Below are 25375 nucleotides of genomic sequence, written 5' to 3' on the forward strand. Positions count from 1 at the left end.
GGCGACTTCGACGCGTGGCGCATCGTGCCCGACGTCTGGTACGTCAGCGACGGCGAGCTGCGCAGCGAGGCGCACGGGACAACACTGTGGATATCGGCGGATGAGCGCCACCTGCCGCTGCGGATCGAAGCGCAGGCGTTCATCGGGTACGTGCGCGCAGACTTGATCAAGATCGAGGGCAAGGACGGCGTCGAGAGTGCGCAGAAGTGATGTCCGCCGCGGTTGACTGAGCTACTATAGACTAAGGACGATGCCGAAGAAGCTCGAATTTTTCTACGACTGCTCCAGCCCGTGGACATACCTCGCGTTCACGAAGATCGAGGACGTCGCGCGACGCCACGATGCGGAACTGATCTGGCGGCCGATCCTGGTGGGCGGACTCTTCAACACTGTCAATCCTTCGGTGTACGAGAGCCGCGCCGAGCCGGTTCCGGTCAAGGCGAAATATTACGTGAAGGATCTGCGCGACTGGGCGAGATTTTACGGCATCAAGATCGGCAACCCCACTGTGTTCCCGGTCAATTCGGTCAAGGCGATGCGTGGTGCCTTCGTCGCCGACGAGCATCGTGTAATCTCGCGCTACTCGAAGCGCGTGTTCGAGAGCTACTGGGGCGACGACAAGGACATCAGCAAGGACGACGTGCTGCGCGAAATCGTGCGCGAAACGGGCCTCGACGAAAAGGAATTTTTCACGAAGATCGCATCCGACGAGTACAAGGCGAGGCTGCGCGCGAACGTCGAGGAGCTGATCGCGCGCGGCGGGTTTGGCTCGCCCACGATGTTCGTCGAGGGCTCGATGTTCTTCGGCAACGACCGGCTGCCGCTGGTCGAGCACGAGCTGGACAGCTCAACTTAAGTTTCAGTCGGAATCGAATGACGCATTGGGCGGAAGGTCAGGCACGAACGGATCTGCGCGACGACCTCGGGCAGCATGAGGCCAAAGGCGTGCGCGCGTTCATCGCAATCCGGATGAACGAGCAGGTCGAGGAGTCAGTTGCGAAGGCGATCGACGAGCTGAGACACGCGGGCGACGGTGTGCGATGGGTGCGGCGGGCCAATCTGCACATCACGCTCAAGTTTCTTGGACCGGCGGTGGATTCGCATCGATTGCAGCGGCTCACCAGCGGCCTTCGTCAGCTCGCGATGAAGACGGCGCCGTTCGAGCTCGCCGCGGCGGGTGTCGGCGCGTTTCCTGACCTCGAGCGGCCGCGCGCGATTTGGATCGGATTGCATAGCGTGGAATCGGGTGCGCTAGCTGCCCTGGCCGCGCGACTGGAGACAGTCGCGGCTGAATACGGGTTCGAGCGCGAGAAGCGACGCTGGAACGGGCACCTGACGATCGGGCGCGTCGGTGATCGGCGGATTGCGAGCAAGACGCGCGATGCGTTAGACGCGGCGCGCGAGCGCGAGTTCGGCGTCTCGACGATCGAATCGATCACGCTGTATCGCAGCCATCTCGGCCCCGACGGCTCCAGCTACGAAGCGCTCGCGACATTCCTGTTCCAGTCGTGCTGACAGGGTGTCAACATTTGTTCTTTTCGTAACACCAACGTCGTGTTGTCAACACCCCTGTGGACACGGACGGCGGCGTGGATAGAGCTATCGACGTGAGTTTGTGGCAAGATTCGCAGCGCAATAAATAGATCCGCGTGAGCAAAGGCGATGGCGATAGAGATCAAAAGTAAAGCGCTCGATCTGGCGCTCAGCCAAATCGAGAAACAGTTCGGCAAGGGCTCGATCATGAAGCTCGGCGAGCAGGCCATTTCCGCCGATATAGCGGTGGTGCCGACCGGTTCGCTCGGACTCGACATCGCGCTGGGCGTGGGCGGATTGCCGCGCGGGCGCGTGGTCGAAATTTACGGCCCGGAATCGTCGGGCAAGACGACGCTTGCGCTGGAATGTATAGCCGAGGCGCAGAAGATGGGCGGCACGTGCGCGTTTATCGACGCGGAACACGCACTCGACGCGGCCTACGCGCGCAAGCTGGGCGTCAAGGTCGAGGACCTGCTCATCTCGCAGCCGGACAACGGCGAGCAGGCGCTTGAGATAACCGAGACGCTGGTGCAATCAGGCGCGATCGACGTGCTGGTGATCGACTCGGTGGCGGCGCTCGTGCCGCGCGCGGAAATCGAGGGCGAGATGGGCGAGCCGCAGATGGGCCTCCAGGCCCGCCTGATGTCGCAGGCGCTGCGCAAGCTGACGTCGATCATATCGCGCTCGCGCACGATCGTTATCTTCATCAACCAGATCCGGATGAAGATTGGCGTGATGTTCGGCAACCCGGAAACGACCACCGGCGGCAACGCGCTGAAGTTCTATTCGTCGGTGCGAATCGACATCCGGCGAATCGGCACGATCAAGAACGCGACCGAAGTGATCGGCTCGCGCACCAAGGTCAAGGTGGTGAAGAACAAGGTCGCGCCGCCGTTCCGCGAGGCTGAGTTCGACATCCTGTACGGCACCGGCATTTCGAAGGAAGGCGAGTTGGTCGATATGGCCAGCGAGCAAGGTATCATCGAGAAGCTCGGCGCCTGGTACTCCTACAACGGCGAGCGAATCGGGCAGGGACGCGAGAACGCGCGCGACCTGCTCAAGGCAAATCCGAAGCTGGCGGACGAGATTGAAGCCAAGGTGCGCGAGAAGCTGGCAGCCAAGCCGGTCGCGCTGCCGCAAGAGGCGGCCGTCGAGGAGCCTGAACCCGCGCCCGCGCAATCTCCAAAGAAAAAAGGGTGAGGTCCTAATACTGGGTGCAGGGGTCACCCCCTGCCTTACATCGCAATATGAAAATGCGCGAGGATCGCGGGCCCGTTATGCGACAGTATCCGCGATAGCGCGAACAGCAGCCCGAAGAACGCGCCGAAAAGCCCGCCGTTGACGCGAATCCAGTCCAGATGCGTGCGCGTCTTCGATTCAATCTGAATTCTGATCTGATCATCCGACAGCCGCGCGAGATTTTCGCGGACCATCTGCGTTATCTGCCCGCGGCTTGATTCCACCGTCCGCCGCACGAGGCTGTCGATCAATCGCTGCGCAAGCTGATTCGCGTAGCTGTCGGGATCGTGAAGCTGAATCCCGAACTCGTGAATCGCACTTTCAATCGTGTCACGCAGCTCGGGATCGTTCTGCAGCTCAGGCAGCCGCTTGCGTAGATTCGCCGCGATACGCGCGCCGATCGACTCCGCGCCGAACCGGCTCATCACCGCGTAAATTCGCGTGACCGTCTTCGGCAGCATCCGCTTGAGAACTTTCTCGAGTCGCTCGCGTTTCTCAGGTGAATCGAGGTAATCAATCGCCTGGCTGATTATCCGCTCGAGTCCCGCCTGCCCCACTATGTCGCTCAGCTTCAGCTCCTGTAGATAAGTGCCGAGGCGACCGACAAGATCCATATCGCTCAGCTTGCGCCCAATCATCTGTGGTGTGAGCCACTCGTTCTCGATCGTCGCCGCGATTCCGTCGATCAGCTTCGCGCGATTGCGCGGCAGCACTCCCGAGTTCGGCAGGTACCATCGCCGCTCGAAGATCATTTTGAGCGCGATATAGTCGCAGAGCCCGCCGATGAGCGCTGCCTCGGCCATCGAGACCGCAATCTCCGACGACGTCCGCCAATGCGTAAACATCAGGGCGGCCAGGCTGACGAGATAAACGAAGAACGAAAAAGCCAGCGTTAGATCGCCCTTGTGCATGAGAAAAAAATTGGTGATGGAGAAAGGCTCGCGGCTGCGAGTAGGCGCGTCGATAGTGATGTCCATGGATACAGTGTGGCCGACGCGTCGCGCCGGGCCAACCGCTCGGCGCAGTCGGAAGGCTGCTGCTCTGTCTCAACGCTGGGCGCAGGGATCACTCTGCTTTTTAAATTCAATTGAGTGATTTACTCTTCCCCAGCTAGAATCATCTCCACATGCGCTGGACTACCGCAAAAATTCGTCAATCGTTTCTCGATTTTTTCGCCGAGCGCGGTCACACGATCGTGCCGTCGGCGTCGCTGATTCCCAAGGGCGACCCCACCCTGCTGTTCGTCAACGCTGGGATGGTGCAGTTCAAGGATTATTTCCTGGGTGTGCGCACGCCGCCGCAAGTGCGTGTCGCAGATGTTCAGAAATGCCTGCGCATCTCGGGCAAGCACAACGACCTCGAAGCGGTCGGCCGCGACACTTACCATCACACTTTTTTCGAGATGCTCGGCAACTGGTCGTTTGGCGACTACTACAAGGAAGAAGCGATTCGATGGCATTGGGAGCTCATTACCAAGGTCTGGGAAATCGATCCGAGCCTCCTCTACGCGACGGTTCACAAGGACGACAAAGAGGCCGAGGACATCTGGATCAAGCTGAATGTGCTGCCGCGCGAGCGGATTCTGCGATTCGGCGACAAAGATAATTTCTGGGAGATGGCTGAGACGGGGCCGAGCGGCCCGAACTCGGAAATCAGCATCGACCGCGGCGAGGGTGCGTGCGATCCGGAAAAAAATCACGCCGGGCAGAAATGTTTCGTGAACGTCGATGGATGCGAGCGATTCATCGAGATCGGCAATCTCGTTTTCATCCAGTACAATCGCGAAGCCTCGGGTGCACTGACTCCGCTGCCGAAGAAGCACGTCGATACGGGGTCGGGCCTCGAGCGAATTGCGGCGGCGCTGCAGAGCCTCGAGGCTGGCAAGATCCTCGGCAACTACGACATCGATCTGTTCCAGACGATCATCAAAAAAATTCAGATAGTCGCGAAGGAGGTCGGCAACGCCCGGCCATACAGCAAGAGCGAGGAAAGCGACGTCTCTTACCGCGCGATTGCGGATCACGCGCGCGCGATGACCTTCCTGATCGCGGAGGGGGTCACTCCCGGCAACACCGATCGCGAATACGTGCTGCGGCGGATCATTCGGCGCGCGGCGCGTCACGGGCGCTATCTCGGAATCCATCGTCCGTTCCTCGCGGCGGCGCATGCGGGCGTCGTCGAGGCGATGGGCGACGCGTATCCGGAAATCAAAGCGGCGGCGAGCAAGACTGCCGGAGTGATCACCCAGGAAGAATCGCGCTTCGGCGAGACACTCGATCGCGGATTGGAACTGATCGACGCGGAACTCGCGCGAATCAAGAAGAGCAGCGGTCACACGCTTCCGGGCGAGGTCGCGTTCAAGCTGTACGACACGTACGGGTTTCCGCTCGACCTAACCGAGGACGTCGTTCGCAATCACTCGATTGACGTCGACGTTGCGGGCTTCAACCGCCTGATGGACGAGCAGAAAGAGCGCGGTCGAGCCGCGCGCAAGGATGAGGCTGTAGCATCGGAAATCAGTCTCGGCGCGGGCATTGCGTCGCACTTCGTCGGCTATCACAGCTACGAGGGTGAGTCCGAAGTGCTCGCGGTGGGCGGCAAGGACGGCGAGCACGTTGCAATCGTCGTCGCGGAGACGCCTTTCTATCCCGAGGGCGGCGGCCAGGTCGGAGACCGCGGCGTAATCGAGACGGCGTCGGGCGCGATTCTCGAGGTGTCGGACACACGCAAGACCGAAGGCTCGATCGTTCACGTCGGGCGAATGCTGCGCGGCGACGCCGCCGACTTCGCCCGCGGCGCGCGGGTCAAGCTCAAGGTCGATCGCCTCAGGCGCGACGCTGCGATGCTGAATCATTCCGCGACGCACATCCTGCACTACGCGTTGCGCGACGTCCTGGGCAGTTCGGTGCATCAGGCGGGCTCGCTCGTCGACCCCGACAAACTGCGCTTCGACTTCGCTCATCAAGGTCCCGTCAAAGTGGACGCGCTCGCGACCATCGAGGAAGAGATCAACGCGCGGATCCGCGAGAACGCCGAAGTGATGGTCGAGGAGATGGCGTACGACGACGCAATCAAGGCCGGCGCGCTCGCATTTTTCGGCGACAAGTACGGCGACCGCGTGCGCGTCGTCAGGATGGGCGATTTTTCGGTCGAGCTATGCGGCGGCACGCACATCTCGCGCACCGGCGATGTCGGCATGTTCAAGCTCGAAGCGGAATCGGGAGTCGCCGCGGGCGTCCGCCGAATAGAAGCGGTGACGGGACAGGGCGCGCTCGAAACAATCCGCAAGCGCGAGAAGATTCTCGATGAGATCGGAGCACAGCTCGGCGCCCGCGACGGCGCGGCGATCGAGCGCCTCGAAAAACTGCTGGCGCGCGAGAAAGAGCTGGAGAAAAAGCTGCGCGCGATGGAACAGAAGCTCGCCTCGGGCGCCGGCGGCGCGGCAGATGAAGAACAAGTGCGCGACGTCGGCGGAGTCAAAGTCGTCACGCGCAGGCTCGACGGCGTCGATCCGCGCACGATGCGCGAAATGGCCGATCGGATGCGTCAGAAGCACGGCTCAGCCGTGGTCGCGCTCGGCTCCGATCTCGGCGACGGCAGAGTTGCCCTGCTGGTCGCGGTGACGCCCGACCTGACGTCGAAAATCAAAGCTGGCGACATCATCAAGAATCTAGCGCCAATCGTCGGCGGCAACGGCGGCGGGCGCCCCGACCTCGCGCAAGCCGGCGGCCGCGACGCCTCGAAGCTCGACGAAGCGCTGGCCAAAGTCGCCGCGCTGGTGTCATAGCATTTCGGAACCACTTTCATACGCCCGCCGAAATGACTACGATTAGCTTCGCCGGTGATTGGACGACTGCTGGCCGGCGGGCGACAGAGACGAAATCAGTACCTCAAGAGGCCCCGGCGATTTCCCAGTTAGCCACCGAAGACTCGCTCGAACTCCATTTCGACGATCCGCGCCTGTTTACCGATTTGCTCGGGCAGCATGACGCGCACGTGCGCACGATCGAGACGGCGCTGGGCGTGCGAATTGGCGTCACCGGAACCTCGCTCCGAATTTCGGGCGCGCACGCCGAGCAGGCGCTCGCCGGCAAAGTGATCGGCGAGATTTACGATCTGCTGAAGCACGGCTATCCGATCTATCCGAGCGACGTCGAGTACGCTATTCGAATTATTCGCGGCGATCGCAACGCCGAGCTGAAGGATATTTTCCTCGACACGATTTACGTCTCCGCCAACAAACGCGTCATCTCGCCCAAGAGCATCAACCAGAAAATTTACATCGACTCGATTCGCAATCACGATATCGTTTTCGGCATCGGCCCCGCCGGCACCGGCAAGACCTACCTTGCGATGGCGATGGCGCTGGCGGCGTTGATGAAAAATCAAGTGACGCGGATGGTGCTGTGCCGGCCCGCGGTCGAAGCCGGCGAGAAGCTCGGCTTCCTGCCCGGTGACCTCGCCGAGAAAGTGAATCCGTACCTGCGTCCGCTCTACGACGCGCTGCATGACATGGTGGATTTCGATCGCGCGCGGCGAATGCTCGAGCGCGGCACGATCGAGGTCGCGCCGCTCGCGTTCATGCGCGGACGCACGCTCAACGACTCGTTCATCATTCTCGACGAGGCGCAGAATACGACCTCCGAGCAGATGAAGATGTTCCTGACGCGGCTCGGCTACAACTCCAAAGCGGTGATCACCGGCGACGTCACGCAAATCGATCTGCCCAGCGGCAAGCTGTCGGGGCTGAAGGAAGCGAGCATCGTGCTCGGCAACACGCCGGGGATTTCTTTCGTGAGGTTCAACGACCGCGACGTCGTGCGCCATCGATTGGTGCAGTCGATCATCAAGGCGTACGAATCGTTCAACGTCGAGGGACCGGCGCCGACGCCCCCAACGACAACTGACGGCAACCATCGGGATTGAAGCGGCGTGACGGTCGAGTTCCGATGCGCGACGGCGCGCGGACGTGGCTACACACACGGGCTTCGCGCCGACGCTAACCGCCTCATGCGCGCGGCGGGCCTGGCCGAATGCGAGTTGTCGCTCACGCTCACGACTGATCGCGCGATTCGCAGGCTGAACCGCGATTTTTGCGGAATCGACGAGCCCACCGACGTTCTCTCCTTCTCGCAAATCGAGCAAGCAGGCGCGAAGCCGCCGGATCCGAGCAGCGTAAAGAATCGTCCCGGACTTCCGGTGGGCGACGTAGTGATCTCGATCGACACGGCGCTCCGGCAGGCGCGCGAGTTTCACGTTACCCCGTCGTCGCGGTTGCGACGGCTGCTGGTTCACGGATTTCTGCATCTGATCGGCTACGACCACGAGCGCTCGGCCGCCGACGCGCGCCGGATGTTCGCGCGCGAGCGATCTCTCGCTGCGAAGATGGAGGAAAAGGGAGAAACTTCGCGATGAAACGCGGGCCCGCCAAAATTCCCGCCGTCGCGACGCTTACGCATTTCACTCGCGCCTCGACCTCGGCCACCGCGCTGGACAACCTGGTCGCGATCCTCAAGGATGGCGTCGTTCGTGGCGGCAGCCGGATGGTCCGCGGTGCGCGTCCGGCGGTCTGCATGTTCGATGTGCCGATTCCGGAGCTGCGCACGATTCTCGACCGGCGCAATCGCCGCCGCTATGAACCATTCGGGATCGCCGTCGACAAACGGTATGCTTTCACGATGGGTGCGCGACCAGTGATCTACCTGCCATGGCGCGAGGCGGAAAAAATTCTCGCGCCGGAAGAGAGTTGGCGAGTGGTGTCGCTCGAGATCGACAACGATCCGCCAATCGATTGGAGCTTCGAGCGCGAGTGGCGCGCCGCGGGCGACCTCCCATTCGAGCCGCCGCTGGCAGCCGCGCTGGTCGAAACCTGGAAGGACGTGGACGAGATTTTCGATCGCTTCGACGGCCGGCCGCCGTGTGCCAGCGTGATTCCTCTGGCCGAGGTGTTTGCCTCGCCTGCTTGACGATGTCGTCGAACAACGCAACGCGCGCGGCCCTCGCCGTGGCCAGCGGCCTCGCGATGGGGCTGGCATTTCCGAAGTTCGATTACGGACTGCTCGCATGGGTGGCTCTGGTGCCGCTCTTCTACGTGATCGAAGGCGAAAGCATGCGGCTCGTGTTCCGGTGGGCCTACCTGCAGGGCTTCGCCGCGAACATCGTATCGCTCTACTGGATTCCGATTCCGCTGCACGACTTCGCCGATGTGCGAATGGAGTTCGCGATCTTTCCGATGCTGCTGCTGGCGGGGATCGTCGCGATCAACTCGGCGGTTGCGATTTGGGCGGGCGAATTCGTCGCGCGGCGGACACGAATCCCGGCCGTGATCACGATGCCGGTGGCGTGGACGGCGCTCGAATGGTTTCGCACTTATGTTCCCGCCTCTTTCCCGTGGAACCTGCTCGGCTACGCCGCGTATCGGAATCTGGAATTGATCCAATTCGCCGAATTCACCGGCGTGTATGGCGTTTCCGCGCTGATCGTGTTTTTCAACGCCGTGGTGTACGTCGTGATTTTCCGCCGCGGCGTCTACCGCCTGCAGACCGTCAGCCTGAGCGCGTTGACTGCGATGATGATCGCGTTCGTGGCGTTTGGCGCGTGGCGAATCAACAACATCAAGAACGCGCCGGCCACGGGGAGTTTCAAGGTCGCGATGGTGCAGGGAAATATCCCGCAATCGCTCAAGTGGGATCCGAAGTTCCTGCCGGAGAGTTACGGAGTTTACCAGGACGAGACCGCGGACGCGGCGAAGCGCGGCGCCGACCTGGTCGTCTGGCCCGAGGCGGCGGCGGCGTTCCTGTTCCAGCCCGACGATCAATATCCCGCGGAACTCGCAAGCGACGCGGAGTATCGCACCGCCCTGTTAACGCTCGCGAAGAACACGCGCGAGCCGATATTGTTCGGCGCGCCGGCACTGGCGCGTGCGGACGGGCGGCTGGGATTTTACAATCGCGCCTACCTCGTGTCGGCCAACGGCCAGGGCGAAGTTGATGCGCACTACGACAAGATCGAGCTGGTGCCGTTCGGCGAGTATGTTCCCGCCCGCGCGATTCTCGGCTTCTTCGTCAACAAGGTCGTGAACGGTTTCGGCGATTTGATTCCCGGCACGGAGCAGACGCTGTTCGACGTCAAGGGCGCGAAGCTCGGGATTTTGATTTGCTACGAGAGCATCTTCCCCGATCTCACGCGGCGCGAGGTGAACAAGGGCGCCGACGTGCTCGTGAACATCACCAACGACGCGTGGTACGGCGAGAGTTCGGCGCCGTACCAGGTGCTCGCGATGGCGGCGATGCGCTCGGTCGAAACGAAGGTGCCGATGGTGCGGGTGGCGAATACGGGAATCAGCGCGCTGATCGAGCCGTCGGGACGAATCAAGAATCGCACGCCACTGTTCAAGCGCGGCACGGAGATAGTGGACGTATCGTGGCGGCCGGTGCGGACCTTCTACACGATGGTGGGCGATCTGTTCGCGGAGATTTGCTTCGCACTGACGTTGATCGGACTGCTCATGGCCTGGCAATGGCCGCGCCCGGCAACGCTCGAAGTCAAGCCGGTTAGATCGCGGCGAGTTACGGCCAACGGCCGCCCCCATTAAGCCGGCCGGCGCTTCGTGACATAATAGTGCCGTCGCCGGCTGATGTCCGGCGTGAGGTGTGATTTCTGATGCTCAGTGACATGAAACAGCAGCTTTCCGAGTTTGATGACCGCGCCGACAAGCTCGGGAGGCGTCTTTGACGTCCCCGCACTGACCGCTCGCCAGAACCAACTCGTCGAACAATCCGCCAAGCCCGACTTCTGGGATCGGCAGGAAACCGCGCAAGCCGCGCTCAAGGAGCAGGAACAGATTCGCGCTCAACTCGCGGGCTACAAGATGCTCCGCGACAAGCTCGACGAAGCGCGCGTGTTCCTGCAGATGGCCGAAGAGGAAGGCGGCGAGGATTCCGAAGCGGCGCGCGAGACCGCGGCTGCCTTGGACGCGTCTCGAGCCGAGCTCGAACGCCAGGAGCTGCGGCTGATGCTCAGCGGCGAGTACGATCGCCTCGGCGCGATCGTTTCGATCCATCCCGGCGCCGGCGGCATGGAGGCGCAGGACTGGGCCGAGATGCTGCTGCGGCTGTATATGCGATGGGCCGAGCGGCGCGGCTTCAAAACCGAGATTGCGGACCTCCAGCCGGGCGACGGCGCGGGAATCAAGAGCGCGACCGTCACGGTCGAAGGAGACTTCGCGTACGGCTATTTGAAGGCTGAGGCCGGGATACATCGGCTGGTGCGTATCTCGCCGTACGACTCCAACGCGCGGCGTCATACGTCGTTCGCGTCGGTCTTTGTTTTCCCAGCAGTGGACGACACGATCGAGATCGTGATCAATCCCGCGGATTTGCGGATCGATACGTTTCGCGCGTCGGGTGCGGGCGGCCAGCACGTCAACAAGACGGACTCGGCGGTGCGTTTCACGCATATCCCGACCAACATCGTCGTGACCTGTCAGAATGAACGCTCGCAGCATAAGAACCGCGCGATGGCGATGAAGATATTGCGCGCGCGGCTGTTCGAGCTCGAGCAGCGCAAGAAAAAAGAAGAGCTCGAGAAATTCAGCAAGGACAAGAAAGAAATCGCGTGGGGCAGCCAGATTCGTTCGTACGTGCTGCAACCGTACCAGATGGTCAAGGACCATCGCACGGGCGTCGAAGTCGGCAACACCAGCGCGGTGCTCGACGGCGCGATCGATGAATTCATCCAGGCCTACCTGATGGGCGTCCGCAAAGGCGACGCCGATTCCGTGCCAAATTAGGGGATTGATATAGTTGACGCACAAGCCCTGCTCCGATATGATGTTTCTGGATGACATCTGGCGTTAAGGGTTCTTGCGAGATTTACGTTTGCCGCGTTCGTCGGCGAGCAATTGTTTCATTTCGTCCTTGGGCACAGCCGCGATGCGCCGAAGTGCCGTGCGAAACTTGGACATTGGCAATAATTTTTTCTTCATAGGGGAGGTTCCTTCACGCATGCCTAGCGACAACGACCAAAATGCTGGAAACACGGGCGGCGCGGGACAGGAAAATCGTAGTGATGCTGATCAGTCAGGATCGGGACAGCAACGACAATCAGGTTCGGGTGAAGCACAAGGGGGACCGCCCCCGAGTGTTTCGGACGCTCGACAAACCGTAAATGTCTCACAGCACAACCGTCAAATTGCGCGCCGGACACCAAACATAATTCAAAAGGGGCGCTAACATTCATAAGTGCCCCACCAGACTGGACACTGCGCTACCAAATAGTATTGACCCAAGTAAGATGCTGGCTGCCGCAACTGATATTTGCGCCCATATCATTTGGTCCGCCTTTTGATTGACGAGTTTGTGGTTTTCTTGATGCACCTGATGCATCGCTGTTAGATAGTAGCGTCTGAGCTGATCCTCGTCGGAGAGAAAGTGTGTATCTCCGGGAAACCAAGTTGCTTCGCTCAATTCGTTCCAGTTGCGCGCCGCCCTAAGCGCTAGTCCAGCATACGCACTAGCGGAGATTGCTAGAGCGGCGATGACGACAAGGGCCACTAGTTTAGCTGGCGAGTGCGTCCAGCTAGACTCCCGGGTCACTAAGAATGCCAAGATCGCGGCGCTGTAGCCAACTATCGATGTGGCCTTTTCGTCTATCGCGGCATCTCTAGCGTTGTTTTGATCCAGGAGATAACGGCCAAAATCAAATAATTCTTTTGTAACTCCCTCATGGAGTGTACCGTCTAATAGCGAGTCAACCTCGGATGCTGTTCGCTCATTCGTAACAGTCCTCCCCAAGATTGCTGACCTCAACTTGTGCCATATAGTCCGCGCGTCTGTGATCTTCATTTGTCTCACGCTCCTTGACCGATCAGGCTCTTGTACGTGAGCCTGCGACCATCGCTTTGCGCTAGTGCTAGCGCAAAGCGTTCTCCATCGCCGATTTTCCGCTGATTGAATCGAAACGCCGCGTCATCGAGATAGCGGTCCAACTGCCACGGCACCACGAAATGATGCGTACCGTAAACCGTCCGCTTGAAGTTCGCCCAGAAGCTCTCAATCCCGTTGGTATGAACCGCATCGCGAACATACTCCTCGGAATGGTTGATGACTTCATGCGCGTACTCGGCATTCAGGCCGCGAAAGGCCGCCGCTTCATCGGTATAGAGAATCGCGCCCGATTCTACGTTGCGGCGAATCACGCCTTGAAGCGTCTCTGCCCTTTCATTGGGTACAGTCTTAACACGGATCTGACCGTGCCTTGCGAGCAATCCGAAGACTACGGCCTTACCGACATTGCCGGTTCCACGATGCAAGCGCCTGCTGCGATGCTTGTTCTTTTCCAGACCACCGATGCCGGTAGTATCGCCTTCGACCGGGCCAGACATGGGCGTCTCGAAGCTACCCGCTCGCAACGCGAGCCGGATGCGATGGAGCATGAACCATGCGGTTTTCTGTGTGACTCCTAGAGCCTTTGCCAGCCGATGGGAACTATAGCCCTTTGTCGAGCAAGTGAGCAGCCAGACGGCGGGGAGCCACTTATCCAGCGTGATCGGGGAATCCTCGAAGATGCTCCCTACCTTCACCGAAAACTGTTTGCCGCAAGACTTGGATTTACAGCGCCAGATCGCTCGCGTCCGGATGAACCATACATCTTTCGATCCGCAGCCTTTGCGCGGGCAGCTTATGCCCCTCGGCCAGCGACATTCGGCCAGATAGTTGCGGCAGACTTCTGCATCTGCAAAGTAGCGAATCGCTTCGATTAATGTTCTTGGCGTCTTCATGCCCTAGATACTACACGCACAACGCTTGTGTGTCAAGTATATCAATCCCCAAATTAGAACAGCGCGAATCATGTTCAGGGATGAACTTTTCAGCCTGCCGTACGCGCGCCTGACGTGCTAACGATCAGGGTAATGGACAACCGTCAGGACCCTCCTCCAAACTCGCTACGCTTCCCCCGCAAGTCTCTCAACATTGGGTGCATGGGTCAGCCCTGCAAACAAAATTTGACGGAACGAAGCTACGCCTAGTGGTATAGCTGTCATAGAACCACAACAGGTAGTGTAAATTGCCAGTTTCCGGCCAATTGAACAGTCGCAATTCGGCGCCAACTCGGTTGCAAAATGAAAACTGCCGCCACTCTTGTGCGCATAATCTGCGCGATACTGTTTGAGCAACACCCAATGGCGGAGCATCCTGGCGAAGTTTCCCGGCGCAGATTTTATCGTTCGCCGCGCGCGCGCAGACGTGCGGTGGTCGGGCTCGTCGTTGCGTTCATCTTTGTGACCGTGATGACGGGGCTGTTCTACAAGACGACGCAGAGCGGGCTCGCGCCGGAGTCGGGAGTCGTCAAACTCGACGGGTTGAGCGCGCCGGTCAGGGTGATTCGCGACGCCGCCGGCGTACCGCACATATACGCGCAGAATCGGCTCGACCTCGCACGGGCGCTGGGCTACACGCAGGCGCAGGATCGATTGTTCCAGCTCGAGATGCGCCGGCGGCTGGCGGAGGGACGGCTCGCCGAAGTCTTTGGCGCCGACCTGGTCGACAGCGATTACGTTTACCGGCTCTTCGATCCCGAGAAATTCGCGCGCGACAGTGTCGCGATGTATCCGCCCGAGATGCGCGCGCAAGTCGATGCGTTCGTCGGCGGAATCAACGCTTACATCGACGCGCATCAGAACAGCCTCGAGCCGGCGTTCCGGCTGGTCGGTATCAAGCCGGCGCATTACACGGCCGAAGATCTCGAGGCGGGCGCGCTGACGATTGCGGTGCTGCTAGGCTACAACGCGACCGAGGAGTCGCTGTACATGAACCTCGCGCCGAAGATGGCGCCGAGCGAGATCGCCGCGCTGATGCCGGTGTATCCGTCCCTTCCGCTCGAGCCGCCGCCGCCCGAGACTACAGCGGTGTTCGGCGGCGCGAAGCTGGCGTTTCATCTTGCACCAGGCTTCACGCGTCTCGGGCATATCGGCATGCCCGCGAGCAACAACTGGGTGATCGATGGTGCCAAGTCGATGTCGGGCAAGCCGATGCTCGCGAGCGACCCGCATCTGCCGCAATCGATCCCGTCGATTTGGTACGAGGCGGTGTTGGTGACTCCCGACGGCTTCACGTCGGGCGCGCTGGCTGCTGGTTCCCCAGCGGTCGCGATCGGCACCAACGGGCATGTCGCGTGGGGGGTGACGAGCGTGTGCGCGGACGTGATGGATCTCAGCCTCGAGCATCTGTCAGCCGACGGCAAAAGTTACGAGTTCGCGGGAAAGTGGTTGCCGCTCGAGCGCCGCGACGTGACGATTCACGTGCGCGACGCGGCCGACGTGACGCGAACGATCCTCTCGACGCAGCACGGACCGATCGTCAGCGATGTGCTCGCGCGCGAGGACAATCCGCTGAGCGGCGTCAAGGTGCGTGGGAATTACGCGCTGTCGATGCGCTTTGCGGGTCTCACGCCCGGGCCGTCGGCCGCATCGGGCTTCGGCTCGGCCACCGCACGCACCGGAAAAGAGCTGGTTGAGGCATATCGCACGTTCATGACGACGCCCCTCAATCTCGTTTGGGGCGACGACTCGGGAAATATCGGATGGAAAATCGTTGGCGCGATTCCGAATCGCACCGGCTTCGACGGCAAGTACCCGACACCGGGGTTCACCGGAAATTTCGAATGGAACGGAATGATCCCGTTCGACAGATTGCCGCATAGCGAGAATCCGGCGACGCATTTTATCGTCACGGCGAACAATCGGCTGGCCGACGTTTCATGGAATGGAAGCTGGGTCGCGCCGTGGCGCTACGATCGTATTTCGGACCTGATCCGCGCGCACGACAAGATGACGGTCGATGATTTCAAATCGATTCAGGGTGACCGCGTGTCGATTTTCGCGCTGAAGCTGCGCGACGCGCTCGTGCAGGCTGGCGACGGCGGCGACGAAGATGTGCGATGGGCGCTCGGCGAACTTCGCGGATGGGACGGCGCGATGACGGCGAACAGCAGGCTGGCCGCAATTGTCGCGGCGGCCGAAGTGACGCTGGCGCGGCGCGTGTTCAAGCCGCTGCTCGGCGACGATTACAAATCATTCATGCTGCTGGAGGACGGCGGAACCTATCCGGCGACTGAAGACATGATCGTGCGGCCCGGAAGTCCGCTGTGGCCGGGAGGAGCGGGAGGCAAGAGTGCGACGCTGCGCGCGAGTATGAAGGACTCGCTCGCGCTGCTGGCGCAAAAGCTAGGCAGCGATCGCGACAAGTGGAAATGGGGCGCGATGGAGACGATCGAGTTTCAGCATCCTCTGGGCCAGCGGGGCGGCGTGCTCGGATGGTACTTCAACCGCGGGCCGTTTCCAACCGAGGGCGGACGGCATACCGTAAACAACTCGTTTTTCGATTTGGGCGACGACCCGGCTCAGTTCAAGGTTACACAGATTTCGTCGTACCGGTTCATCACCGACCTGGCCGACCCCGAAGGCGCGCTCGGAATGAATCACAGCGGCGAGACCGATCACCCGGCGTCGCGGCACTACGACGACATGATCGGCCCCTGGAGCCGCGGCGAGTATCACGCACTCGACCCGAGTTATACGCGCGCACAGTCGTCAGCCGAAGCGGAATTGGACCTGGTCCCGCGCTAGCCGCGTTTTCACCTTGGCGCGCCAACCTCACGACTATAGGTCTGGTCGACTTGCTCCGCGATATTCTGAAAGACCTCACGCCAGTATGGCGGGTCTATGCCGTCTTTGTCTGCCGTCCGTATGATCACGACCTTTGTCCTTGGCGAGACGAAAATGAACTGCCCATAGGTGCCGATGCCCATATAGCTGTAGTCGCTCTTTCCCAATGAAACACCCCACCAGAAATACTTGTAGTAACCGCCCTTGTCCTGCCATCGAGAGAAAGTCTCCCACGGACGATGGTCATTCGGATCCTTGGTCGTGGATTCGACGACCCATTGCTTCGGGACGATCTGCTTGCCGTCCCAATTGCCGCTATTCAGGTACAGCCGCCCGAACTTGGCCAAGTCTATAGCTCTCGCGTTGAGCAATATGGGTGTCAGCTCAAAGTCGTCTTGCTCGCTGTCGATGCTCCAGGTGGCTGGGTATTCCATACCTATCGGCTTCCAGATTTTCTCCTGGAGATATTGGCTAGGCAGCCGATGGGTGGTCCGTTCGAGGATCATGCCGATAAGTTCAGCGTTGAAGTTGTTGTAGTGAAACGATTGTCCCGGCGGCTCCATGATCTTCAGGTCCGATAGGAGCAGTTGCCTTAGATTGGGGTAGTAGCCGGCCAGCACAAATTCGTCCCACGGCAAAAACCCGATCCGGTACTGAATGCCCGATCCCATCGTCAAAAGATTTCTGATCGTAATCGCGTCGAAGCCCTGGCCCTTGAGCTCCGGCAGGTAGTTCGTGATCGGATCGTCGAGACTCTTGATATAGCCTTCGAAGATCGCGATGCCTACGAGTGCTGAGGTTACAGACTTCGACAGCGACCATGCGGTACATAAAGAGTCGCGCGCGGAGCCGTTGAAGTAATTCTCGTACAGCACCTGGTTGTCCCTGACGACGATGAAGGCATTGGTACCCGTCGAGCGAAGCAGCTCAGATAGCGCGACCTGCTTCACGCTTCCACTGTTGTCGTATTCCACGGTTTCAGGAACCGAATCGCGCTTGCCCGGCGCGAACTGAAAGGCGGTCAGCGCCTTCTCGATCGTGTGATAACCGTAACTCCGGTAGTCGTCGGAACGTGATGAGAAGGGGAATCGCGCGCCCCAAACGAAGTAGCGATAGAGGTAACCTGGTTGAGTCCAGGCGGCGGCGCTCGCGGGCGAAACGAACATGAGAGCTATTGCCATGCTAACGAGCAGCACCAAGAGAGGCCGATCGATCCAACGGCGCGATATCCAAACGATGTAGCGGTGTTGTCGCATCTCTAGCCCACGAGAGCGGGTCTTGCTGTGTGGCAGGGGCTTCATCACCCCCGACGTTACAAGGATTCGGAAACAGCCTTCAATCGCCGTTCGTTATCCGGGGACAGCCAAGTCCAGCCGCGTTTTCAGTTTGCGTCGCGCGGCGGACTGATCCAAGTTGCAATATGAAACGAACGTTTTCGGCTAATCGCCACAAGGAGCTGCGGATGATCGACGTATATTTCTGGCCAACGCCCAACGGCTACAAGATCACCTGGATGCTCGAGGAAGTCGGCCTCAAGTACAATCTGATCCCGGTCAATATCGGCGCGGGCGATCAGTTCAAGCCCGAGTTCCTGAAAATCAGCCCGAACAATCGGATGCCCGCGATGACCGATCCCGACGGTCCGGGCGGAATGCCGATCTCGATTTTCGAGTCGGGCGCGATCCTGATGTACCTCGCGGAGAAGACCGGCAAGCTGATGCCGTCGGACACGCGCGGAAAATACAACGTGATCCAGTGGCTGATGTTCCAGATGGCTAGCGTCGGCCCGATGCTCGGCCAGGCGCACCATTTCCGCCGCTATGCGCCCGAGAAACTCGAGTACGCGATCAACCGCTATACCAACGAAGCAAAACGCATCTACGGCGTGATCGACAAGCGCCTCGGTGAAGCGAAATACCTGGCGGGCGATTACTCGATCGCCGATATCGCGACCTACCCGTGGCTGGTGCCGCATTCGATGCAAGGACAGGCACTCGAAGATTTCCCAAATCTGAAAAAGTGGTATGACGAGCTGCGCGCGCGTCCGGCAACTCAGCGCGGTTTCGCGGTGATGAGCGAGATCGTCGAGAAGATGCGAGCGGCGGCGGCCGCGAATCAGCCACCGCAGGATCCGAAATCGTGGGAGATACTGTTCGGCAACAAGCAGTTCGAGAAGAGGTAATTCACTTTATTTGATGTGAAACCCGCCGTGGGTTCACACTTCCTTGGGCAGGGGTGACACATGCACCCAGTATTAAGACTAAGATGCGGGACATCGTCCCTGTTAGGACTTCTTTGGGGCGGCATCGAGCAATCGCAATAGAGCGTACACCGTTTCGACGGCGGGTACTTTTATGCGGTGGCGACGAGCCGCGCGGACTACGGCGCCGCTCAGGGCTTCATATTCAAGGGCCTTGCCGCGTTCGAGATCCTGTTGAGTCGAGGTTTTCAGCGCGCGCAGGTTTTTCTGCGAGTGGGCGATGTACGCGTCGATGCGATCGTCGGGAATCTTTGCGCCCTCGGCGCGTGCAACCTCGACGATTTCCTGCATGAGCGTGCGCAGGAGGTTCAGGCCTTCGGGGTCGTCGAGAATTTCACCGACGCGCCGGCGCGTTAGCGTTGCGACGGTGTTGACGGCGCCGTTCCAGATCAGCTTGTCCCATCGCGCGGTCATGATGTCGGCTGAGACCTGGCCGAGAATCCCCGCGCGTTGAAACGCGTCGGCGATTTTCTTCGCGCGATCCGTTTTGCGGCCGTCGAGTTCACCGAAGTCGATGTGGCCGCTACTCAGATGGACAATCTTGCCCGGCGCGACCAGCTCGACACCCACGCGCGCGTTCCCACCCATGACGGCGTCGCGGCCGAAGATCGCGGCGACCTTTGCTTCATTCTCGACGCCGTTCTGCAGCGTCAGAATCGCGCCGCCCGGCTTGAGGCATCCTGAGATGGCTTGCGCGGCGGCGTCGGTGTCGTAGGCCTTGACGCAAAACAGGATCAGATCGTACGGGGCGAAGTCGCGCGGCGTGTCGGTCGCAGTGACCTCGATACTCAGATCGCCACCAATGCTGGTGATGTCGAGGCCGTGCTCGCGAATCGCGCGCAGATTTTCGCCGCGCGCGCACAATACGACGTCCTCGCCTGACGCGCGCAGCCGCGCGCCAAAGTAGGCTCCCACCGCGCCCGCGCCCATCACGAGGATCTTCATCTCGCCTATCGTAGCGCCGTCACGATCTGTTGTAATCAACCTCGGTCAATGGAATCGACGGGCGAAACTAGTCTTCCAAGCATTCGCGCTCTGATGTTCGAAGGGGTGCTGGCATCCGCGACGCTGACGCTGTGGCCGATCCTCGACGAAAGATCGCAGGGCACCGCAGCACAGCGGGCGCGCGCGATGGTTTATTTTCCCATTGTTGGATTCGTCCTCGGAGTAATTCTCGCAATTGTCGATCGAACTGCCGGCCTGGTGGTCGGACCCGCTGGACGCTCATTCGCCGCGCTGATCGTCGGAGCGGGGCTGTCGCTGGGCTTGGCAAATCGCGGAGTCGCAGACACTGTCGAAGTGCTTCGACGAGGGACGCGGCCAGCGTCAACCGGACTGACACGAATCGGACCCGTCGGCGCGGCCGCCGCTATCGCCGCGTTCGCATTCGAGACCTGGTGCTTGTCGCGAATCACAGATGATGCGGGACGGGCGGGCGCGCTGGTGATGGCGATGATGCTGTCGCGATGGGCGATCATTCCGATCGGCTACGGACTGAAGCCGCTGGAACATTGGGGGTTGGGCGTCCCATACGAAGGCGGCATTTCCTTTCGCGAGTTCGCCGTGTCAAGCGTGGTCGCGCTGGGACTAACGATGGGGCTGTATCAAAACGTCGGGCTGGCGGTGATCATCGCGCTAGCGCTGACGATCCTTGCGATGCGGCTTGTGCTGAGCAGGAGGATGGGCGGGGCGTCGGGCTACATGCTGGCGGGCGGATGCGCGCTGGTCGAGGTCGTCACGTTCGCGGTGCTGACGACGCTTCGCGCCTAACCATTACGCTTGAGCACATCGGCCCAGACTTCTTTGAGCAGGTTGCGGAGCTCTTCCAGCGAGCCATTGTTTTCGATCACCAGAGATGCGTGCTTCGCGCGCTCTTCGTCGGACAGCTGCGCGCGGATTCGCGCTTCGCTCTCGGAGGGTTTTAGCCCACGCTGGATTTCGATTCTGCCGACGACTTGTTCGCGCGGGGCGCGCACCAGCCAGATTTCGTCGAATAGCGACTGCCAGTTTGCTTCGATTAAAATCGCGGCCTCGACGACTATCGGAAGTTCCGCGCCGCTCGCGCGTAATTCGCTCACGTTGCGGCGTATGCTCTCGCGCGTCGCGGGCCATACGATCGACGTCAGTTTGTTCAGCCGCTCGGGATTTCCAAACACGATTGCGCCGAGTTTCTTGCGATCGATTGTGCGATCGGGAGCAACGACCTGCGCACCGAAGGCCGCGATGACCGCGTCATAAGCGGGTCCGCCCGGCGCGTAAGTGGTGTGCGCGACTTTGTCGGCGTCGAGAACCGTCGCGCCGAATTCGCCGAGAATCTGCGCGACCGTGCTCTTGCCCGAACCGATTCCACCTGTGAGGCCGATTGTAAGCATGTGAAATTTCTAGCCTGCCGCTTCGCGGGTCCACGCCTGAATGTTGTAGAGGTAGCTGAAGAAGCCGCCCAGAGCCAGTAACTCGTCGAACGAGCCGTGCTCGACGATTGCGCCGTCGCGCAGCACGAGAATTCGATCGGCGTTCTGAATCGTCGAGAGCCGGTGCGCGATCACGAGCGTGGTCCTCTCCCGCATCGCCTCGCGCACGGCAGCAAGGACCATCGATTCGGTCTCGGCGTCGAGCGCGCTCGTCGGCTCGTCCATGATTAGAATCGGCGCGTCCTTCAGCAACGCGCGCGCGATCGTCACGCGCTGCGCCTCACCTTCGGAAAGATTATGACCGCCCTGCCCCAGCACTTCGTCGAGGCCGGCGGGCAACTTGGCGAGCACGGGGCCGAGGCGGGCCATCTCGATCGCGTGCAGCACGTGAGCGTCGTCGACGGCAGGCTTGCCGAACGCGACGTTGACGCGCATCGTGTCGCCGAGCACGAGCGGCGGCTGCAGAACCATCGCGATATTGCCGCGGAGAGAATCGAGCGTGAGGTAGCGCGTATCGTTGCCGTCGATCTTGATCGCGCCCTGCTGCGGTTCGTAAAAGCGCGCGAGCAGGCTGGCCATCGTGGTTTTTCCGGAACCGCTTGGCCCGACGATCGCGATAGTCTCGCCGGGCGCGGCTTTGAAGCTGATGCCCTTGAGCACGGTGCGGCCCGGTTCGTAGCCGAAAACTACATTGTCGAATTCGATTTCGCCGCGAGCACGGCCAAGCGTCTGTGCGTTTGGGCGATCCTTGATTTCGGGATCGATCGCGAGCAACTCGAGGCATCGCCGGAGGCCGGCCTTGGCGGCTTCGATTTGTCCGTAGGTTTGCGAAATCTGGTTCACCGGCGCGTAGAGCGAGGCGAGGTAGGTGGTGAAAACTATCAGATCGCCAATAGTGAGGCGGCCATCGAGGACGTGCTGTGCGCCGAGGTAAATCACAAGAGCGGTGCCGCACGCGATCAGCACGCCGACTGCACCGGCGTAGAGCGTTTGCAGCGTGTAGAGGCGCAGGGTCGCCTCGAGGCTCGCGCTGCTGGATTCGACGAACTCGCGGTACGACTCGCCCTCGCGGGTGAAAGCCTGCACGACGTGAATCGCGGCGAGCGCGCTCTGCGCGACGGTGAAGAGACGGCTCTCCCTGATGCGCGCGCCGGCGGCGATCGCGTCGATGCGGCCGCTGATCGACATGATCAATAAAATCAACAGCGGGATGATGGCGAGTGCGACGAGCGTCAGGGTCGCGTCCATTTTGATCATCACGACGAACATCCCGCCGAGCAGAATCAGCGACGAGAGCACCGGGAAGAAACCGTTCATCGCGATCGTTTGAATCGAGTAGGTGTCGTAGGTGATGCGCACCATCAGGTCGCCGACTTCGCGGCGGCGATGGAATGAGAGCGAAAGGCGCTGCAAGTGGTCGAACAGGCGCGCGCGCAACTCGTTGACCATCCGCTGGCCGATGGAGATGGTGACGTAATTCGTCATGACGTTGAGCAGGCCGAGCAGCGTGTACACAATGATGAGGCTGACGCACGCCGCGATGAGAAGCTCTGCGCGCGGCATCGGCGGAATCCAGTTGCTGACGAGCGGTGCGCCTCGCAGCACGTTGTCGATCACGATTTTGAGCGGCCACGGCTTGAGGACTTCGGTCGCGGAGGCGAGCAGCACGCCGGCGATCGCTATCGCGAGACGGCCGAGATGCGGGCGCATCCTGCGAATCGCGTGGCCGTAGAGTTCGAGCGTACCCATCAGGCTTCGTCTTCCGGGCGCGTTGCGATTGAGAGTCTATGCGCGTCAGCCACTTCGGTGGCACAGGCTTTGATGATCGGGGAAATATGGCGCGCGCGATTGATTGCTAACACCCCAACTGCAAGAGCGGCAAATACTACGCCGACGACCGCTGCACCTAGCGAGAAGCTCGCGGCCAACAAAACGAACGTCACTGCCGCGGCGATCAACGCGCGCCGCGGAGTCGATCGAATACGCCAAAGCAGCGCGATGCTGGCGTCGTTCTGGCGCAATGCGTTTATCGGCACGCGGATCAGTGGGGGGACGACGAGCTTGAGATCGTAGGACTGGAAGCCGTCGGTCTCGGCGACGGCGACGCGACGAACCAGTGCGTCGCGGACCGCGCTGAGGATCGTCGCGGAATCGATCTGCGCCCCGCCTTCGGGCACAAGGAATTCGACCTGGCCGCTGAAATTGAGCGGCCCGAAATGATCGCCGCCTGCGGTCGCGGAATCGAATCGCCATTTGACGCGCTCGCGCGCAAGACTACGAACAGTGGGGCCGAGCAGGTTGAGGATCCAGAGATAGATTCGAGCCACCGCCCCGGAATGCTCGCGCGGCAAGGGAGCGGACACTGCGCGAGCCGCGGCGGCCAATATCGAGAGAACGATTCCGCCAGCGCCGAGCACGCCCAGCAGGCGATTGACGCCGCCGAGGATCAGAAAAATCAGTGACAGGCCGACCCATTGAATGGTCAGCGGCAAGTCGGCGTATGAGTTGCCTGCGGAATAAACCGTCTGAAAGAGACCGCGGCCAAACTTGCCGTAGTAGACGCGCGCGCCGCCGAAGAGCGCTCCGATCCATGACGGCCTAGCGTACATTCCGTCCTGGTCCGCGCTGCGAAGAGGATATTTGCGGAACAACAGGCCTTCGCCGAGGCCGTAGCCACGCTGCTGGCGGAGATAAGCTGCAAGCGTCGCGCGCCGCTCGTGAATCACAACGGCTCCAGGAGCGTACGCAAGCGTTTCACTCGACGCGGCAAGACGCCAGGAAAGATCTACGTCGTCGCCCGCGGCGGTGAACATCGGATCGAAGCCGCCAACCTTCTGCAGCGCGGCTTTTGTGATCGCCATGTTGCATCCGCACAGTTGCGCGAGGCGATCGTCTCCGGCACGCACCTCGCGGGGCAGGCCGGGCGCGGCAGCCATCGCGGCGGCGCGATCGGACTGAGCATCAGGAGCGAAGTTCGGGCCGGCGGCGGCCACCGCGTCGCGGCGCTTGATCGTCTCAACCAGATGATACAGCCAGTCGCGATCGGCGCGCGCGTCGGCGTCGATGAACGCGACGATTTCGCTTTCGTCGGATGAGGCATCGGCGCCTGCGTTGCGCGCAGCAGCCAGGCCATTGTGCTCTACGCGAATCGAGCGAACTCCTGCCTGGTTGGCGATTTCGGAAGTCGAATCGGTCGATCCGTCATCGATGACGATCGTTTCGTAGTCCGGATAGTTGAGGTCGAGTATCGAGGAAAGACATTCGCCGAGCGTCGATGCAGCGTTGTAGGCGGCCACCACCACGCTGGCTTTCGGGACCGCCGTGAGGGGAGGCGGCAGTTCGTCACTGAAAACTTTCGCGACCGCATCGAAGGCGAGTTTGGGCGAGCGATCGCGGCGCGTCAGTCCGAATGCCCAGTCGGTAATCTCGGCCCCGCCGGTGTGCCATTCGTCGGTGAACGCGAACACGATGAAGCCGGACAATCCGAGTTCGAACGCCGCGCGGCATTGCCACGAAAGGAGGTCGGCCTGATGCTGCTCTCCCTCGCGAATCGTATCCATGCCGGTTTCGCTGAGCACCAGCGGCAGCTCGCCGGTTTGTCCCATCAGGTGCGTCAGGTAACGGCGGAAATCTTCTTCGCGATGCAGATAGACGTTGAACGAAATGAAATCGAGAAAACTCAGATCGAGATATTCCGCCGAGGGATAATTCGAATAGGTAAAAAGCGCGCCGGGGTCGATCTGTTTGCCGAGGTCGCGGAGTTCGGCGAGAAAGCGGCTGACGGCGCGCGGTCCGTGCCAGCGCACTATATCCGAGCGAATCTCGTTGCCGATGCTGTAGGCCGCAATAGTCTCGCCAAATTGGCGTGTATCGAGAACGGTCTTTCGGATGGCGTCGCGAATCTGGCGCATCATGTCGGCTGAATCGAGGAACGCCATGTGGAACGGCCACGGGATGCCGAGCATCATGCGCAGCCCGGCCTTCTGCGCCTCCTCGACCATCCACGGCGGCGGCGGGACGTAGAGGCGAATCACGTTGGCGCCGAGCCGGCTCATCAGGGCGAAGTCGGCGGTGGCGCGCTCGGGCTCGGGATACCTCTCGCCGCGCGAGTTCGGGGCGAACGGGCCGTACGAAACGCCGCGTAGGTAGAACTTTTGCGCGCCGTCGAGAAGATATTTTCCGTGCGGTACCAGCCGAGCCATGAACGATGAGCTAATCGCAAAGCCGATGGGCGCGCAACGCGCGGCGCGGCCGCACAGCTTGACA

Annotated in this window: 20 protein-coding genes; 13 read left to right on the forward strand and 7 right to left on the reverse strand. The window is 60.9% G+C overall.

The window, feature by feature from the left end; genetic code table 11:
• The 4 genes from VJX68_RS07985 to recA form a co-directional block, all read left to right on the forward strand.
• Positions 1–210, forward strand: a 210-nt coding sequence (locus tag VJX68_RS07985; RefSeq protein ID WP_324095145.1) for a DUF3108 domain-containing protein, incomplete at its 5' end; no start/stop codon positions are given.
• A gap of 40 nt (positions 211–250) precedes the next feature.
• Positions 251–856 carry a 2-hydroxychromene-2-carboxylate isomerase gene (locus VJX68_RS07990; RefSeq protein ID WP_324095146.1) on the forward strand — a complete coding sequence of 202 codons (606 nt, stop codon included), beginning with the start codon at positions 251–253 and terminating at the stop codon, positions 854–856.
• A gap of 17 nt (positions 857–873) precedes the next feature.
• Positions 874–1515, forward strand: coding sequence for an RNA 2',3'-cyclic phosphodiesterase (gene thpR / locus VJX68_RS07995; protein ID WP_324095147.1), 642 nt, complete (start codon positions 874–876; stop codon positions 1513–1515).
• A gap of 147 nt (positions 1516–1662) precedes the next feature.
• Positions 1663–2733, forward strand: coding sequence for a recombinase RecA (gene recA / locus VJX68_RS08000; RefSeq protein WP_324095148.1), 1071 nt, complete (start codon positions 1663–1665; stop codon positions 2731–2733).
• Positions 2734–2768: 35 nt separating this feature from the next.
• Here the strand turns inward: recA and VJX68_RS08005 are convergent, their stop codons facing one another.
• A complete protein-coding gene (locus tag VJX68_RS08005; RefSeq protein WP_324095149.1) occupies positions 2769–3749 on the reverse strand; it encodes a DUF445 family protein in 981 nt (326 codons plus the stop codon).
• 149 nt (positions 3750–3898) lie between these two features.
• Here VJX68_RS08005 and alaS point away from each other — a divergent pair, with 149 nt between their 5' ends.
• The 6 genes from alaS (at position 3899) to prfB (ending at position 11563) form a co-directional block, all read left to right on the forward strand.
• The gene (gene alaS / locus VJX68_RS08010; protein ID WP_324095150.1) at positions 3899–6559 is read left to right on the forward strand and encodes an alanine--tRNA ligase; all 2661 of its coding nucleotides are present in this window, start codon (positions 3899–3901) and stop codon (positions 6557–6559) included.
• A gap of 32 nt (positions 6560–6591) precedes the next feature.
• Entirely contained in the window at positions 6592–7698 is a 1107-nt protein-coding gene (locus tag VJX68_RS08015) for a PhoH family protein (protein WP_324095151.1), read from the forward strand.
• 6 nt (positions 7699–7704) lie between these two features.
• Positions 7705–8187 carry an rRNA maturation RNase YbeY gene (ybeY, locus tag VJX68_RS08020; RefSeq protein ID WP_324095152.1) on the forward strand — a complete coding sequence of 161 codons (483 nt, stop codon included), beginning with the start codon at positions 7705–7707 and terminating at the stop codon, positions 8185–8187.
• The gene (locus VJX68_RS08025) at positions 8184–8738 is read left to right on the forward strand and encodes a hypothetical protein (RefSeq protein ID WP_324095153.1); all 555 of its coding nucleotides are present in this window, start codon (positions 8184–8186) and stop codon (positions 8736–8738) included. The genes ybeY and VJX68_RS08025 overlap by 4 nt, the downstream gene beginning before the upstream one ends.
• Before the next feature lie 2 nt (positions 8739–8740).
• Positions 8741–10366 (forward strand): apolipoprotein N-acyltransferase, encoded by a 1626-nt coding sequence (gene lnt, locus VJX68_RS08030; protein WP_324095154.1) that lies wholly within the window; start codon positions 8741–8743, stop codon positions 10364–10366.
• Between the two features lie 68 nt (positions 10367–10434).
• A protein-coding gene (gene prfB, locus VJX68_RS08035; protein ID WP_349255897.1) for a peptide chain release factor 2 occupies positions 10435–11563 on the forward strand; the annotation gives its coding sequence in 2 pieces (ribosomal slippage) (positions 10435–10491 and positions 10493–11563; 1128 coding nt in all).
• A 1059-nt stretch (positions 11564–12622) separates the two neighbouring features.
• On the opposite strand, the gene VJX68_RS08040 is transcribed toward prfB, so the two are convergent.
• Positions 12623–13552, reverse strand: coding sequence for an IS1595 family transposase (locus VJX68_RS08040; protein WP_324095156.1), 930 nt, complete (start codon positions 13550–13552; stop codon positions 12623–12625).
• Positions 13553–13954: 402 nt separating this feature from the next.
• Here VJX68_RS08040 and VJX68_RS08045 point away from each other — a divergent pair, with 402 nt between their 5' ends.
• Entirely contained in the window at positions 13955–16399 is a 2445-nt protein-coding gene (locus VJX68_RS08045; protein WP_324095157.1) for a penicillin acylase family protein, read from the forward strand.
• A gap of 8 nt (positions 16400–16407) precedes the next feature.
• On the opposite strand, the gene VJX68_RS08050 is transcribed toward VJX68_RS08045, so the two are convergent.
• On the reverse strand, positions 16408–17619 hold the full coding sequence (locus VJX68_RS08050) for a serine hydrolase domain-containing protein (RefSeq protein ID WP_324095158.1): 1212 nt from the start codon (positions 17617–17619) through the stop codon (positions 16408–16410).
• 281 nt (positions 17620–17900) lie between these two features.
• On the opposite strand from VJX68_RS08050, the gene VJX68_RS08055 reads away from it, so the two are divergent.
• Complete coding sequence (locus VJX68_RS08055; RefSeq protein WP_349255899.1) at positions 17901–18620, forward strand: glutathione binding-like protein; 720 nt, start codon at positions 17901–17903, stop codon at positions 18618–18620.
• A gap of 102 nt (positions 18621–18722) precedes the next feature.
• On the opposite strand, the gene VJX68_RS08060 is transcribed toward VJX68_RS08055, so the two are convergent.
• Positions 18723–19643 (reverse strand): ketopantoate reductase family protein, encoded by a 921-nt coding sequence (locus VJX68_RS08060; RefSeq protein WP_324095160.1) that lies wholly within the window; start codon positions 19641–19643, stop codon positions 18723–18725.
• 93 nt (positions 19644–19736) lie between these two features.
• Between VJX68_RS08060 and VJX68_RS08065 the strand changes: the two genes are divergently transcribed.
• A complete protein-coding gene (locus tag VJX68_RS08065) occupies positions 19737–20468 on the forward strand; it encodes an adenosylcobinamide-GDP ribazoletransferase (RefSeq protein WP_324095161.1) in 732 nt (243 codons plus the stop codon).
• Here the strand turns inward: VJX68_RS08065 and coaE are convergent.
• Genes coaE through VJX68_RS08080 form a run of 3 tightly spaced genes read right to left on the reverse strand, consistent with a single transcriptional unit; the run spans position 20465 to position 25311 of the window.
• Positions 20465–21070, reverse strand: coding sequence for a dephospho-CoA kinase (gene coaE, locus VJX68_RS08070; RefSeq protein WP_324095162.1), 606 nt, complete (start codon positions 21068–21070; stop codon positions 20465–20467). The two genes, VJX68_RS08065 and coaE, sit on opposite strands and share 4 nt — an antisense overlap.
• Before the next feature lie 9 nt (positions 21071–21079).
• Positions 21080–22858, reverse strand: a complete 1779-nt coding sequence (locus VJX68_RS08075; protein WP_324095163.1) for an ABC transporter ATP-binding protein — start codon at positions 22856–22858, stop codon at positions 21080–21082.
• On the reverse strand, positions 22858–25311 hold the full coding sequence (locus VJX68_RS08080; protein ID WP_324095164.1) for a glycosyltransferase: 2454 nt from the start codon (positions 25309–25311) through the stop codon (positions 22858–22860). The genes VJX68_RS08075 and VJX68_RS08080 overlap by 1 nt, the downstream gene beginning before the upstream one ends.
• Positions 25312–25375 lie beyond the last annotated feature (64 nt).

It is taken from the genome of Binatus sp. (SeqCode), from assembly GCF_035272065.1.
Lineage (GTDB): Bacteria > Desulfobacterota > Binatia > Binatales > Binataceae > Binatus.